Annotated in this window: 18 protein-coding genes and 1 pseudogene; 6 read left to right on the top strand and 13 right to left on the bottom strand. The window is 62.3% G+C overall.

Annotation, left to right across the window (positions count from 1 at the left end; genetic code table 11):
• Nucleotides 1-61 precede the first annotated feature (61 nt).
• Nucleotides 62-1,861 carry a DUF6924 domain-containing protein gene (locus RY1_RS30295; protein WP_072803483.1) on the top strand — a complete coding sequence of 600 codons (1,800 nt, stop codon included), beginning with the start codon at nt 62-64 and terminating at the stop codon, nt 1,859-1,861.
• A gap of 25 nt (nt 1,862-1,886) precedes the next feature.
• On the opposite strand, the gene RY1_RS10365 is transcribed toward RY1_RS30295, so the two are convergent.
• The 3 genes from RY1_RS10365 to RY1_RS10355 all read right to left on the bottom strand — a co-directional run bounded on the left by RY1_RS10365 (nt 1,887) and on the right by RY1_RS10355 (nt 3,740).
• Nucleotides 1,887-2,507, bottom strand: a complete 621-nt coding sequence (locus tag RY1_RS10365; protein WP_072803482.1) for a DJ-1/PfpI family protein — start codon at nt 2,505-2,507, stop codon at nt 1,887-1,889.
• A 97-nt stretch (nt 2,508-2,604) separates the two neighbouring features.
• Nucleotides 2,605-3,093, bottom strand: coding sequence for a DinB family protein (locus tag RY1_RS10360; protein WP_072803481.1), 489 nt, complete (start codon nt 3,091-3,093; stop codon nt 2,605-2,607).
• A 152-nt stretch (nt 3,094-3,245) separates the two neighbouring features.
• Nucleotides 3,246-3,740 (bottom strand): hypothetical protein, encoded by a 495-nt coding sequence (locus tag RY1_RS10355; protein WP_084727313.1) that lies wholly within the window; start codon nt 3,738-3,740, stop codon nt 3,246-3,248.
• 112 nt (nt 3,741-3,852) lie between these two features.
• Here RY1_RS10355 and RY1_RS10350 point away from each other — a divergent pair, with 112 nt between their 5' ends.
• Nucleotides 3,853-4,350, top strand: coding sequence for a DUF3995 domain-containing protein (locus RY1_RS10350; RefSeq protein ID WP_072803480.1), 498 nt, complete (start codon nt 3,853-3,855; stop codon nt 4,348-4,350).
• On the opposite strand, the gene RY1_RS10345 is transcribed toward RY1_RS10350, so the two are convergent.
• Nucleotides 4,345-5,103 carry an SDR family oxidoreductase gene (locus RY1_RS10345; protein WP_072803479.1) on the bottom strand — a complete coding sequence of 253 codons (759 nt, stop codon included), beginning with the start codon at nt 5,101-5,103 and terminating at the stop codon, nt 4,345-4,347. The two genes, RY1_RS10350 and RY1_RS10345, sit on opposite strands and share 6 nt — an antisense overlap.
• A 59-nt stretch (nt 5,104-5,162) precedes the next feature.
• Between RY1_RS10345 and RY1_RS10340 the strand changes: the two genes are divergently transcribed.
• Complete coding sequence (locus RY1_RS10340; RefSeq protein ID WP_072803478.1) at nt 5,163-5,528, top strand: winged helix-turn-helix transcriptional regulator; 366 nt, start codon at nt 5,163-5,165, stop codon at nt 5,526-5,528.
• Here the strand turns inward: RY1_RS10340 and RY1_RS10335 are convergent.
• The gene (locus RY1_RS10335) at nt 5,497-6,087 is read right to left on the bottom strand and encodes a TetR family transcriptional regulator (protein ID WP_072803477.1); all 591 of its coding nucleotides are present in this window, start codon (nt 6,085-6,087) and stop codon (nt 5,497-5,499) included. The genes RY1_RS10340 and RY1_RS10335 overlap by 32 nt on opposite strands.
• Nucleotides 6,088-6,127: 40 nt before the next feature.
• Between RY1_RS10335 and RY1_RS10330 the strand changes: the two genes are divergently transcribed.
• Nucleotides 6,128-7,372 carry a KasA/KasB family beta-ketoacyl-ACP synthase gene (locus RY1_RS10330; RefSeq protein WP_072803476.1) on the top strand — a complete coding sequence of 415 codons (1,245 nt, stop codon included), beginning with the start codon at nt 6,128-6,130 and terminating at the stop codon, nt 7,370-7,372.
• Between the two features lie 49 nt (nt 7,373-7,421).
• On the opposite strand, the gene RY1_RS10325 is transcribed toward RY1_RS10330, so the two are convergent.
• The 3 genes and pseudogenes from RY1_RS10325 to RY1_RS10320 form a co-directional block, all read right to left on the bottom strand.
• Nucleotides 7,422-8,045, bottom strand: a complete 624-nt coding sequence (locus RY1_RS10325; protein ID WP_139279799.1) for a GNAT family N-acetyltransferase — start codon at nt 8,043-8,045, stop codon at nt 7,422-7,424.
• 15 nt (nt 8,046-8,060) lie between these two features.
• A pseudogene (locus RY1_RS30985) lies at nt 8,061-8,264 on the bottom strand (GNAT family N-acetyltransferase); the annotation flags it as partial.
• 148 nt (nt 8,265-8,412) lie between these two features.
• Nucleotides 8,413-9,075 (bottom strand): class I SAM-dependent methyltransferase, encoded by a 663-nt coding sequence (locus tag RY1_RS10320; protein WP_084727311.1) that lies wholly within the window; start codon nt 9,073-9,075, stop codon nt 8,413-8,415.
• Nucleotides 9,076-9,126: 51 nt separating this feature from the next.
• On the opposite strand from RY1_RS10320, the gene RY1_RS10315 reads away from it, so the two are divergent.
• Both RY1_RS10315 and RY1_RS10310 read left to right on the top strand, forming a co-directional pair.
• On the top strand, nt 9,127-9,618 hold the full coding sequence (locus RY1_RS10315; protein ID WP_072803729.1) for a MarR family winged helix-turn-helix transcriptional regulator: 492 nt from the start codon (nt 9,127-9,129) through the stop codon (nt 9,616-9,618).
• A 275-nt stretch (nt 9,619-9,893) separates the two neighbouring features.
• Nucleotides 9,894-10,175 carry a hypothetical protein gene (locus RY1_RS10310; RefSeq protein WP_139279797.1) on the top strand — a complete coding sequence of 94 codons (282 nt, stop codon included), beginning with the start codon at nt 9,894-9,896 and terminating at the stop codon, nt 10,173-10,175.
• A gap of 45 nt (nt 10,176-10,220) precedes the next feature.
• On the opposite strand, the gene RY1_RS30570 is transcribed toward RY1_RS10310, so the two are convergent.
• The 5 genes from RY1_RS30570 to RY1_RS10290 form a co-directional block, all read right to left on the bottom strand.
• Nucleotides 10,221-10,457 carry an integrase core domain-containing protein gene (locus RY1_RS30570; protein ID WP_245819609.1) on the bottom strand — a complete coding sequence of 79 codons (237 nt, stop codon included), beginning with the start codon at nt 10,455-10,457 and terminating at the stop codon, nt 10,221-10,223.
• A 32-nt stretch (nt 10,458-10,489) separates the two neighbouring features.
• The gene (locus tag RY1_RS30565; protein ID WP_245819620.1) at nt 10,490-10,786 is read right to left on the bottom strand and encodes a hypothetical protein; all 297 of its coding nucleotides are present in this window, start codon (nt 10,784-10,786) and stop codon (nt 10,490-10,492) included.
• 222 nt (nt 10,787-11,008) lie between these two features.
• Nucleotides 11,009-11,590 (bottom strand): LysE family translocator, encoded by a 582-nt coding sequence (locus RY1_RS10300; RefSeq protein ID WP_072803472.1) that lies wholly within the window; start codon nt 11,588-11,590, stop codon nt 11,009-11,011.
• A 17-nt stretch (nt 11,591-11,607) separates the two neighbouring features.
• Complete coding sequence (locus tag RY1_RS10295; protein ID WP_139279796.1) at nt 11,608-12,027, bottom strand: protein kinase family protein; 420 nt, start codon at nt 12,025-12,027, stop codon at nt 11,608-11,610.
• Nucleotides 12,028-12,120: 93 nt separating this feature from the next.
• Entirely contained in the window at nt 12,121-12,570 is a 450-nt protein-coding gene (locus RY1_RS10290) for a DUF2511 domain-containing protein (RefSeq protein ID WP_072803470.1), read from the bottom strand.
• Between the last annotated feature and the right edge of the window lie 333 nt (nt 12,571-12,903).

Raw genomic sequence — 12,903 nt, 5'->3', positions numbered from 1 at the left:
AAATACTTCGGGCCGGAACGCATTCCCACGGCTGCGCCCACCGATCGGATACGTTGAATTCATGGTTATGTCGTGGGCGCAGATCCGAGGCTCGAACTACAGCACTATCGGCCGCACCATCCGCGCCGTCGTCTTCGGCCCCGGTGATTCCGTCCAACGCGTTCGTCATGCACCTCCGTCGAGGTGGCGGATAGACGATGCGGACGGCAACCCGGTGTTCATCGAGAACGCCACCGACACGTACCGCCGCGCCGACGACGGCGTGATGCTGCATACCGCCAAGTCTCCGCATGACCTCGTAGCGCGAATCGGATTCCCTTCCACCCTGCTGCACGCCTACGAATCGTGGCCGCCCATCACCGCAGGCGGGTTCCCGTCGCAGCGCATGGTCGATCCCAGCGAGCCGCAACCCGTCCAGGTCCGCGGCCGCGACGGATGGGAAGTATCGTTCCGCGAGCAACATTCGACCGAGCGCACTACCTACGTGTTCGACGCGCAGTACGGCGTCGCCTTGTCGTGGCAGGTCGGAGAGTACTGGATGGAACTCGAGGACCCAGTCCTCGACGAGAATTTCGACCACGAGGTCTTCACCTGGACCGGCCCGTCGCGAGAGCAGAAGGCGGAGCCTTCGAATCAGGCGCAGCTGGACCACGAGCGAAAGCAACAGGTGATCGGCGAGATCCCCCGGGCATTACCGTCGTGGTTACCGACCGTCATCGGTTCCCATCCGCAGGACGGCGATCCGCGCACCGGCGCACTGGATCTCACTGTCTACAGCCAGCAGACCCACCTGATGCTGCGGCGGTGGGTCACCGCGATCGGCGAACCCGAGCTCGAATGGCCGTCGACCCTCACGCCCGCTCGGCACCGTCAGGTGGCCGGGGTGTGGACGTACGAAATTCGCAGCAACGATGAGCTCGACGCGGCCGACTGCACCCGCATCGTCGAATCGATCGTCCCGGTCGACCCACCCGGTCGTCGCCCGGACGAGATCGCAGCCGAACTGGACGCCGAACGCGCCGCGGCACGCGAAGCGGAGATCCTGGAGACCCTCGGCACCGGACGCATTCTCGACGATCACCTCGGCGGCGGCGAATCAGTGTTCATACGTACCGATTTCACCGACGATGCCGCATGGCGTGAGGTTGCGCTTGCTGCGATGGCGCCGGTTCAGTCCGGTGGTGACACCGACTTCGAGGCGTACCTGACGTGCATCGACAACCCCGCATACGACGGCCTCACCGCCGAGCGGCTACTGGAGCTCATCGGTGATCTACCGACGTCGTACGCGTTCCTCGTCGACAACGTCACCGTCACCCACCGCGAACACCCCATCGTTGTCCTGGACTCGAACACGGCCGTCCCGGATCACCTGCCGGGCAGAACCTTTCGTGTGATTCCGGCCGAGATGTGGAATATCGAGAACAACCTGTCCATCGCGAACATGGATTTCGAGACCTTCGCCGACGGGGTCGACCCGGACGGCATCTTCCGCGGCTTCCCCGAGCCGGTCGCTCATCTGACCTCGGCCGACCTGGTCCAGATTGCGTCGTCCAATACCTCCACCGACGCGCTCGTACAGTTTCACGAGGCGATGCAGGAGTGGGAGTACCCGTACGCCATCGACGTGTACCAACGCGGCGTCGCGCAGCTGCAGCAGAACGCCGAAGAGCTCGAGGCCGCCCCGGGCGCCACGCTGATCGGGTACGAAGAGTTCCTCGACGCCATCTCCACAGGCGATCCCGTTCTGTCCACGGTCGTCCCCCTTGAGCAGGGCGGATGGTGGACGGTCGTCCTCGACCAGGACCGGAGACTGCTCGCAGCGATGCTGTTCTCCCAGGTATCGGGTACTCATACCTGATCTGCTGAGGCTTTTCTAAGTAGGGTTACGCGAGTCCGTTCGCCTCCGCGAAGGGATCCCACTCCGACTCGGTGTGGACTTCCAATTCCGCGGCCGCGATCATGCGCTCGGCCAACTCGGATCCGAAGAGCGTCGTGACAAGTGCTGTGGCCATGTCCATTCCGGCTGCAACGCCCGAGGAAGTCCAGCGGTCACGGTCTTCGACCCAGCGGGCTTTGGCGATCCATTCGACCGACGTGCCATGGGACGTCGCCCATTCCCAGGCACGCTTGTTCGACGTCGCGCGATAGCCGTCGAGCAGGCCCGCCGCCGCGAGAACGGCCGACCCCGTGCACACCGACGTCACCAATTGCGCGTCGCTGGCCCATGCGGCGATCCAGGTCAGGAACGCGTCGTCGTGTACGAGCGCGCGAGATCCACGGCCCCCGGGGAGCAGAACGATGTCAGGGGATTCGGCGTCGTCGTAACCCGCTGTTGCGACCACCTCGGTGCCCAGACTGCTGCGCACCGGGCCGGCCGACGGGCCCACCATCTCGACGGCGATGGCGTCGGGAATCATCGAGAAAAGCCCGACCGGCCCGAACACATCGAGCAGCTCGAACCCGTCGAACAGCACTACCGACACACGTCTCCGCGGCTCATCCACGCTCCGAGTATGCCAGCTGAAACTCAATGGCCACAGGGTCGCAGGGCGTGATGTAGTGAGGGGGTGGCACGATCCCACTGATCGGTGGCTGCGGCTACTACTGGACCGGTTTGTCGATCTGCTCGCGCAGGATGTCGCTGTGTCCTGCATGCCTGGCGAACTCCTGGATCATCAGTAGAAGAGTCCGCCGCATGCTGACGGTTCCTTCGCGCGGAATCTCTATCGTGTCGTCCAGATCGAAGCGGGACGCGATCTCACGTGACCGTCGACTGGCACGCTCGAACTCGGCGATGACTCCTGCCAGCGTCTCATCGTCTGTCACAGCGAAGGTTCCTTCGTCCCGTCGTGAGTACCCGTCGCATTCCGATTCCTCCAGACCTGCCCAGAACCGTTGAAACCAAATGCGTTCAGCGGCAGCTGCGTGCTTGATCAGCGAAATCGGCGTTGTCAACGACGCAACGAGTCGCCTGCGAGCGTCGTCCTCGGATAGCCCTCTCACGGTCTCGATGAGGGCTTCGCGGTTGCCGTCGAGGATGCTCTCGACGGCCTCTCGCTCAGAGCTATTTCCTATTGCTTTGATGCTCATGTGCTTTCACTCCATAGTGAAGTTCTTGGAAGGTGAACTACCCGGGGATTGAGGCAGAAGCTGGGCGTCGACACCAGTGCCTCGAACATGATCGGATCACATGCAGCATAGGACGGATACGGCTCAGGCGGTACCGGTTCGCGGGTTTTCCCTCAGTCTTCGAACTGGACCACGGACGCATTCCATCGGACACCGAAGTGCTCGGGGATCTCGCCGGACCGAAAGTACGTCACCGGCCCGCTGGGCGTGACGCTGAACATCCCCGCATGCGCAGTCGGTGCAAGGTCTTCCCGTACAGCAAGGTGCCCTCGCCTCTCGACCAGGCGCAGCCGGCCCTGCAGGCGAGTCCTGTATTCCATCCAGAGGTAGCGGTCCCACACCAGGCATCCCCGCAGTGTCACGTCACCGACCAGGTCGTCGTGATCTACGACGACGATGGTGGTGAACCCGTGACCGAGATGCGCGATGCGCTCTGTGCGACCACCCACCGAAACCTCTTCGATGCGTGCCGGGATTTCGGTGCACACCTCAGGCGGTAGCTCCATCACGTCGGGAAACGCCCAGAACGTCGTCGGCTCGAAGGTCATCCCCTGCTCCGGGGTATCAGGCCACGGTTCCTGGTCCTCGAGCATCCAGAGTTCACCCACCCGCCCAGTATCGCAGGCATTGGCCGCCGGCGAGTTCGACTGACATATTCGACGGCCGTGGCAACCGAACCGAGTGCCATTGCGTCGCGAATCGGGCAGTAGCATAAGGCAAATGGGGGCAAGAAATTGGTTCGTCGTCGGCGCAGTCGGGTGGTGCTGCGCATTCGCCGCACTTCACGTGTTCTGGGCTTTGGGAGGTTCGACAGGCTTGGCGTCGTCGGCAGGAACGGAGCTGGCGGCCAGTCGGCCGACTTCGTTCGTGGTGTTCGGTTTGTGGGGCGTAGCAGCAGCCCTGATCGTTGCCGCGGTCCTGGTTCGTGCGGCGTCGAATCCTTCTTACTCACAACGACTTCGCCGAATCTTGGGCTGGCTGCTCGGTGCTGCGGGTCTGGCGATGTTGGTGCGCGGAGTCCTGATCCAGATCGTCCTCCTCACCGATGCAGGTGATGTCCGATCAGCGGTCGGCCCGGAGCAGACACGGATGAGCCTCATCCTGTGGAATCCGTGGTTCATAGTCGGTGGAGTTCTGTTCCTCTCGGTGAGCTACCAGGTCGTACGGAAACAGCGATCCTCGATTGCCTCTCCTGCGGCGCACCCTCCGGGCCTATAGATCGACTGCGCCGGTCGCCAGGTAGTCAGCGCCTCCGACGTAAAACGTCTGGCCGGGTTCGACGGGAGCCGTCGACGCCTCGGCCACGACGCGCGCGAACTCGTCGATCGTCGGAAGTGCGCCGCGCTCTCGGCGAGAGGACACAGCGTCCGGGTCTCGTCGTTCGAGTAAACGCACGATGATGGTTCCGTCGATCATGTCGCCGGACACGACCGTGAGGTCCACACCTTGTTCATTCAGCTGGGGAATGAGCGCACGGAGAGCATCTTCGCCTGCCCGCTTACTCCGCGCGATCGGCTCGTAATCCTTCGGCACTGGTTGCTGGCCGAAGAAGTGGGATTGATGGCTGGTGACGAACACTATCCGGCCACCGACTCGCAAGATCGGTCGGACGAGCTCGGTCAGCCTCAGCTGGGAGTCGCGATTCAACTTCATCGCATAGCCCGGTGCGGCATCCAACTCCAAACCGCCCGAGGCGTTCAACACCAACAAATCGAGTTGCCCGAAAGTATCAGTGATGCCGGAAACCAGTGCAGTCACGCTCATTTCGTCGGACAAGTCCGCTCCGAGAGCCACAGCTCGACCACCCGAACGTTCGATCTCATCCACCACCTTGTCCGCGCGAACCCGCTTCTCGCGATAGTTGACGATGACCAGGAAGCCCATCTCTGCCAGTTGGCGCGCAACCTCCGCCCCTATCCCCCGCGAAGCACCGGTCACCAATGCAGTTCGTCCGATGGGATCAGTCGACATACCGTGCCCTCTCCGCCAGCCAAACACTTCTGATTCAGAAGCAAGTATCGTGCTTCTGAATGAGAAGCGCAAGTGATCCAACTCCCCCTCGGCCTGACGATGAGCCGGCAACGGCCGCTGCGCATCAGGCGATGGACCTCCTGGGACAGCGGTGGAGCCTGCGAATTCTGTGGGAGCTCGAAGCCGGTCAGATGGGATTTCTCGAGCTGCGGCGACGCATGAACAACTGCTCATCGAGCATGCTGGCGGAGCGACTCCGCCAACTCCAGGATGCAGGCGTCGTCGAAAAGAACCCGAACCGCTCCTACGAACTGAGCTTCGCCGGCATCCGGCTGAGCCAAGCGCTGGAACCACTTTGGGAGTGGTCACAAATATGGGCCTCCGGCGAACGATTCAACCCGTTCCCTCCCGGCGCGAAGAGCTGACCGACACCACACTGCCGAACAGCATCGCAGCAGCCAGATCGGTGCGTTCCGGCTGCCCTGTCGAAAAACGATCGATAAGCAAGCCCCTGAATCCAGCTCCGAGGATCGTCGCCTCGAGCCAACTCTCGTCAGGAGCATGTCCACACCGCGTGTAGGCATTCGCCAGCGCCTCCGTCAGCGCGAGGACAGTCGAGCGAGCGTACTCCGCAAAGATCCCACCCTTGATCGTTGCGATGCCCAGAACCTGCATGAGAATGCGGGAACTGACTTCGTCTGGACCTACCGTCATGTTGCGCCACAGTAGGTTCAGTCGCGTTTCGAGCCCGGACAGGTTCTCGACGCCGTCGAACATATCGGCGAAGGCAGGGCGCTGGCTCGCCAGAGCTTGCACGATCAGATTCTCGCGCGAGTCGAAGTAGTAGATCAGCATCCGCGAGCTCGTGCCCAACGCGGCTGCCAGTGGCCGCAGCGTCAGGTCGTCCAGACCGTGAACCCCGATGTAGCGGCATACCTCCTGCAGGAGTTCAGCTCTCTTGCCGTGGTCGAGTGGGCGCGCCATGCACTTGACTGTACCGGTCGCTACATGTACTCATGAAAACATGAGTGAAACAGTCGCTACACAAACCCCTGTGCGATCCGCCGTCATCACCGGATACGCCGCAACAACCGCACTCTCGGATGGCGCCGACTCGACGTGGGACCTGTTGCTGGATGGCCGCAGTGGAATCCGCTCACTTACACAGAGCTTCGTATCCGAATACGATCTGCCCGTCCGCATCGGAGGAGTCCTGCAATTCGATGTGCCGGAATCGCTGAGTCGGGTCGAGCGACGCAGACTCTCCTTCGTCGAACAACTTGCTCTGGTTCTGGCACGCCGACTGTGGTCGAACGCCGGACTCGCATGCATGGAATCCGAACGACTTGCCGTTGCGGTGGGTACGGGGTTGGGCGGTGGTGATGCGCTGATCGGTGCAGTCGATGCGATGCGCGCCGGGGGAATTCGCAAGGTATCGCCGATGTCGGTTCCGATGATCATGCCCAACGGCCCCGCAGCTCACATCGGGTTGGAGGTGGGCGCCAAGGGAGGGGTCTTCACCCCGGTATCGGCATGCTCTTCCGGTTCGGAAGCAATTGCACACGCCTGGCGGCTGATCGCGACCAATGAAGCCGACGTCGTCATCGCAGGCGGCGTCGAAGGACACATCGACGCTGTGCCGATTGCCAGCTTCTCGATGATGCGCGCCATGAGCACACGCAACGACGAACCAACAAGGGCATCACGCTCATTCGACCGAGATCGCGACGGTTTCGTGTTCGGCGAAGCAGGAGCGCTCATGATCGTCGAATCAGAGGACCACGCGCGTGCGCGCGGCGCACTCATCCACGGACGACTGCTCGGCGCCGGGATTACGTCCGACGGTTATCACATTGTCGCACCGGCCCCAGAAGGCGACGGCATCCGCCGAGCTATGAACAAGGCACTCCGCACCGCAGGGCTCAGCAGCTCCGACATCGGCCACGTCAACGCCCATGCCACGGCAACACCCCTCGGTGATCTCGCTGAGGCGCGAGCGATCGCAACGGTCGCCGGTCACGCATCCGTCTACGCACCCAAGTCAGCGTTGGGTCATTCGATCGGAGCGGTCGGCGCACTCGAGGCGATTCTGACGATGCTGACAATTCGAGAGTCAGTTGTGCCACCCACGCTCAACCTGGACAACCGCGACGTCGCAATCGATCTCGACATCGTGACCGAGAAGCGGGCACAGAACTGCGACTACGCCCTGACCACCTCTATCGGGTTCGGTGGTCACAACGTGGCCCTTGCGCTCGGCGCGGTGTGATTTCTCGAGGCCGGGTACATAATGGTGGTCGAGCCGATGCGCACTACCGCTATGCGTCGACCTGCACGAGGACCCGCTCCGCCGCGGTTCGATACCCCAGCCGACGGTTCACCGCCATCATCGGATGGTTGTCCACGTTGACTGTCGTCGAGACCGTCTCGAGCCCAGCCTGCTCACAGAGAAGCATGGCCTGACGATGTTTGATCGCATACCCGAGCCCCACACCGCGGTGTGCAGGCAGGACCGCGGTGTCATGCTGCGACGCCCGCGTCGGGCTTTGCTCGTCGAGGGTGCACACGGTGGCACCCACCACCTCGCCACTGCCTTCGGCCACCGCGGCGGTCACCATGAGTCTCTGCCGCCCCACAGTCGACTCACGCTCCCACGTCCTCACTTTTGCTACATCCCAGCTGCTCTCGGCGATCTGCAGATCGGCACCGGGTGCGTCCCGGACACTGTTGAGTACCTCGGCGAAAGACTCGACCAAGCTCGCTGGACCCTCGTTGTCCCACTGAGTAATTCGATAGCCGGGAACATCGGGCACCGGTGGTGGATCCGCCGCGAGGCGTGTCAGATCCTGTTGCTGATTCGACAGCCGCAGCAGTATCCGATGACCTGCAACCGTGATGAGGAACTGTTCTGCGGCGCTCCCGACTACCAACGTCGTTCGCATACTGCCCAATTGAAGAGCAGACGCCTCAGCGCGAACCACCTCGCTGAGCATTCTCCCTACCCCGCGGCGCTGAGCGCGGGGCGTCACGTACAAGCGCAACTCGGCGAAATCAGCATCAGGCCAAGGCCGTCGAACTTGAGCGACGCCTACCGCTTCACCTGTTCGATGAGCCCGCGCAACCCACCGCCACACAGCACGATCACTGCTTTCCCGCTCCATCATGGAAGCCAACGCCGATACCGACGGTGCCGAACCCGACACGGAGGCCATGCCTTCGACGACGATCCGACACCAGGCATCCAAATCGGTCGCCGGCACCCCACGCGGGTCGAAGGCCTCTACGCGAAACGGGGACACCGCCTGCACGCTACGCCCAGCGCTCGCAATCGAGAAGAACATCGACTGTCCGTCCATCCGCCCGGACCACATGGGCAAGCGCATTGACCTTGAAGTCAGCGGCGGCAGTGGCCAATTCCGCTAGGGAAGGGAGAATCTCGGGGTCCTGGGGACCGCCTCCCCGACCATGAGTCAGACCTTCGCGCGCGTGACCCACATAGATCAGCCGACCGCCTGGAGTCAGCCATTCACCAGCCTCGACGAGTAACGCCACGAGCTCGGCGACGGGAAGCTGAAGGTAGCCCGCCAGCACGAGATCCACCCCTCCGACGGGGGACCACTGTCTGACATCGGCAACCTCGTAACGGATGTCTTCCGTAGTTCCAAATGCCCGAGCTTCTGCAATCGCAACAGACGAGAAGTCGCATGCCTGCACCTTCCAACCCTGCTGCGCTAGCCAACGGGCATGTCTGCCAGAACCGCAGGCGAGATCGACCGCGTTTCCCGGACGAAGGGTTGCGACGCGTGATGTGAAGATGGGCAAAGGTGTCAGTACTGGAACATGGCCGGGACTGGAGTAGCGATCGTTCCAGTAGTTCGCGTTTTCCACCGGATGCAGCGCTGCACTTGATTGGGCATTGCCAGCCGTCTTCGTATTGCTCCGGATCGAAGCCTCGGGATCTTGGGAGTCCATGTCTGGCATACTAAGCATTTGTAAACTAGTTGACAAATAGTGGAGGTCGCCTTGGATTCTCTTCGAACCCGCACTGAGCGAGCGTGGACCGATGCGCGCCCTGACCTGGATACGACGCCGATGCTCGTGGTCGGTCAGATAAATCGGATCGCGGCGGCCCTGGAGGTGGCAGTCGAACCGATCTACGCTGCCGCGGGTGTATCGGCAACGGAGGTGCAACTTCTGGTTCCGCTGCGTCACTCTGACAACCTCAGCGCCATCCGGTTGGCGGAGCAGTTGGGGATGACACGAGCCGGAGTCTCCAAGGCACTTGGCGCGCTCGAAACCCGCCGCCTCATAGCGCGTCGCCCCAATCCCGCAGACAGACGCAGTGCCCTCGTCGAGCTGACCGACACCGGGCGCGCCCTCATCGATGACGTATTTCCAAAAGAGTTGCACGCTCATGCTGAGCTACTGGCTCAGCTGCCGGAAGACCGCCGCCGGATTGTGGATTCACTACGAACCCTCGCGACTGCCGTCGAAACAGTCCGATCTGCCCCTTGACGGTTGAACAGTGACCCACCTTCAGAAGGCGCTCACACTCTGACACCGTGGGAAGCAGCAGGCCGAACACCGCTGAGCAAGAGCCCGCCGATGATTCAGCCGGCGGCCATGGCGACGTTCCACAAGGTCACCAGCATTGCTTGGGCCTCGCCATCTCATGATTGCCCGCGATGGCGTGGATGAGACCGCCCTCGATCCTGAGGGTGATGCGAGTTCCCGCGGTGCCCGAACCCAGCGCGAGCCGATCGCCGAGCAGAGTGACCAGTCCATCGCGGGTGGCGGTACGATCGACCTCGATCGGCGCCGCAGCGCCCGAGCGGGCACCCGGGTCGAACGCGGGCAGTGCCGGCGCAGGTGCCCTGCCCGCGCGTCGTCAACCGGTCGGGGTCGGAGCCCGTCGGCCGGGAGGCAACCGTATTGACCACCACACCGTCGATCACGGCGTGGACGGTGGCGAGGTCGACCCACTGGGTGACCGTGCGTCCGGCGAACCCCTTCCCGATCCACACTTGCTGCGCACCGACCAGATCGACGACTCCGGCCGCCGGTATGGGTAGGTCGATCTCGTAACCGCCGACAATCCCTGTTCGCACCGACAGTGTTTACGCATCAGCGGATTCAGGGGCTGACAAGGTGAACGTGTCGGGGGCGGCCGGCGTCGCACCTGGTCCGGAGCGGAACAGCGTCACCGGGGTGGCCATGTCCAGTGACTGATGTGGGCGTTGAGTGTTGTGACTGTGCACCCACTCGTCGACGGCGAGTTGCGCTGCCTCAATTGTGGCAAAGGGCCCTACTTCGTCGAGCAGTTCTCGTCGCAGTGTTCGGTGGAACCGTTCGATCTTGCCAGTAGTCGTCGGTGACCGCCGTTTGGTCAGTCGGGCACAGATCCCGTACTCGCGGCACGTGCGCTGCGAAGAGCACCTCGGCGGGCATCGGGCGGGGAACCTGCCCGTGAACTGTTTTCCGTTGTCGGTGAGGACTTCGGAGGGAACACCCATCGCTGCATCGCGGCGACGAACGCGGCGCACACGGCCGCACCGGACGGCTTGTCGAGCACCGCGGCCACGACGATGAATCGGGAGTGGTCGTCGATCCCGGTGAGGATCTTGCATTCGCGGCCGCCGACGAAATTAATCCTTCCCACCAAATCGAGCTGCCACAGGTGCATCGGCGCTCTGCGCTGCCACCGTTTGTATGTTTGTTTATGTTGCTGCTCTTGAGGATTGATCAGTCCATTCCGAGTGAAGGCTCGGTGAACTGTGGTACGGGACGGGGCGCTGTTGCCTAGCTCGGCACGCAGTTCGTGGGGATGCGGCGTGCTCCCCACCGGCAATTCCGGCGGCGCATCTCGCAACCGATATGCAATCCAGCTAAATCTCAAGTCGCATCATCAAGCACCACTCACCGCAATGTTGACGGCGAATGCACCGAGAACTGTTCCAGCTACGATCCGCTGCGCTTGCATCGCACGTGGATGGGTTTGAAGATAGCTGGACACCGATGCAGCAGCTATCACAATCGACGCGTTTACAGACACCGCCACTACGATTTGAACGAGGCCTAGTTGAAGAAATTGCAGGAGACTGTTGCCACGATCGGGGTGAACAAACTGAGGGATCAAAGCGGCGTACATCAGGGCGATCTTGGGATTAAGGATATTGGTCAATAAACCCATCGTGAACAAACGCAGGGGTGAGTGCGCGTCGAGTTCCCGCGCCTCGAAGGGAGACCGTCCACCAGGTCGCAACATGCCCCACGCGAGGTAGATCAGGTAAGCAGCTCCAACAAGCTTGACAGCGGTGTACGCGGAAGGAACTGCGGCAAAAAGCGCAGAAAGGCCGGCGGCCGATGCGCATAAATAGAAGACGAAGCCAAGTGCGACGCCGCATAACGAGATCAGACCTGCTCCTCGGCCCTGTGAAATGGATCTTGATGCGAGGTACACCATGTTCGGCCCAGGGGTTAGGACCATACCCAGGGCGATGACAGCTATACCAAGAATGGACGCGCGAGCAAGGCAAGCCGCGCTTCCAGTCCTTCATCGCCAAGAACCGTACGGCCAGGTAAATACGTCATGAGAAGCGATGGATAGTCGCAATACAGCGCGGTTGAATCGACGGCAACCAGCCCAGGCACAGGCAATCCAGTTCCCTCGAGCCCTATGAGAGCGCCGGCTTCCCTGTTCAGCCAATCCTCGGCATGCGGAAGTGCGGACGAATCGGTGTAGCTCCGCAACACCAGGTAACGAGCGTTTCTACCTGGCGCACTGATGGTCAGCTTCCGCATCTCTGCCGTGACCCCGCCGCGTAACACCTCCACCCCGACGATCCGTTCACCGACCTCGAGATTCCGGTTGACCCACCCCAGGGTCAGCGGTCGCACGGTCGACACTCCATCACGCTTGGCCACCGTGCCACCTCATCAAGCGACTTCAGCTCGCACAACACGATTGGGCGCTCATACGCGCACCGCCACAGGGAATTCGGAGGATTTGTTGCGGGCTCAGCAGAGGCCCAGCCCTCGTTCGATCATCGGGCCGATATCGACTTTGACGCCAGGAAAGGACGAGTCCTTCCAGATGGATGCAACATCTTCGAATCCACCGGCAGTAGTTGCCGATCCGTTGAGTGCATATATCGTCCGGCCACTTGTGAAAGTCACCCGCTGCGGTCGGGCGCACATCAGTACGCCCTCCGAGACAGTGAAGGGCCACTCCCCTGTCCACCCGGTCTCTGAGACGAACCCTGCAGGCACGTTGGCGGCTGTTGCGGCCGGAGGTTGGGCGGGCGCTGCGCTCGCGGGAGTTTCCAATCGCAGCGTTGCGCGTGTGTCGGTCGGTACGACGACGGTGCTGTGGGTCTTGTCCACCGCTGGCGTCGCCTCCTGTTCGTCGGCGCAACCAGCCAACATCAGGGCCAGAACGGCAGTACCGACGATCCAAGAATTGCGCATCGTGCCCCCGTTGCTCTATCGCTCGATCGTGACGCGAAACCTGTTTCTTCGTGCGTTCGGACGGTGAGCGGACGCTCTCCCGCCTATTCGTGTGCGGCACGGTGAAGGTACTCGACAAGGAGGATGAGTGCACGTGATTTCACATGGACAGCAGGTCGGCCACATCCGATGGGATCGACCGATAACGCGGGTCGCGACGTCGGTGCACGCAGGTGCGATCGCACACTGCGCCGCAACCAGCACCAGGCGCCGACTGTCCGCCACAGTCAACCGAGTACCTGACTGTTCCACAAACCCTTCGGGCGACGCCGTCGACCTGCACACCTGTGGGCA

The sequence above is a fragment of the Rhodococcus yunnanensis NBRC 103083 genome (assembly GCF_001895005.1).
GTDB classification, from domain to species: Bacteria; Actinomycetota; Actinomycetes; order Mycobacteriales; family Mycobacteriaceae; genus Rhodococcoides; species Rhodococcoides yunnanense.
The sequence above is the reverse complement of the archived record's forward strand: the minus strand, read 5'-3'. Positions and strand labels throughout refer to the sequence as shown.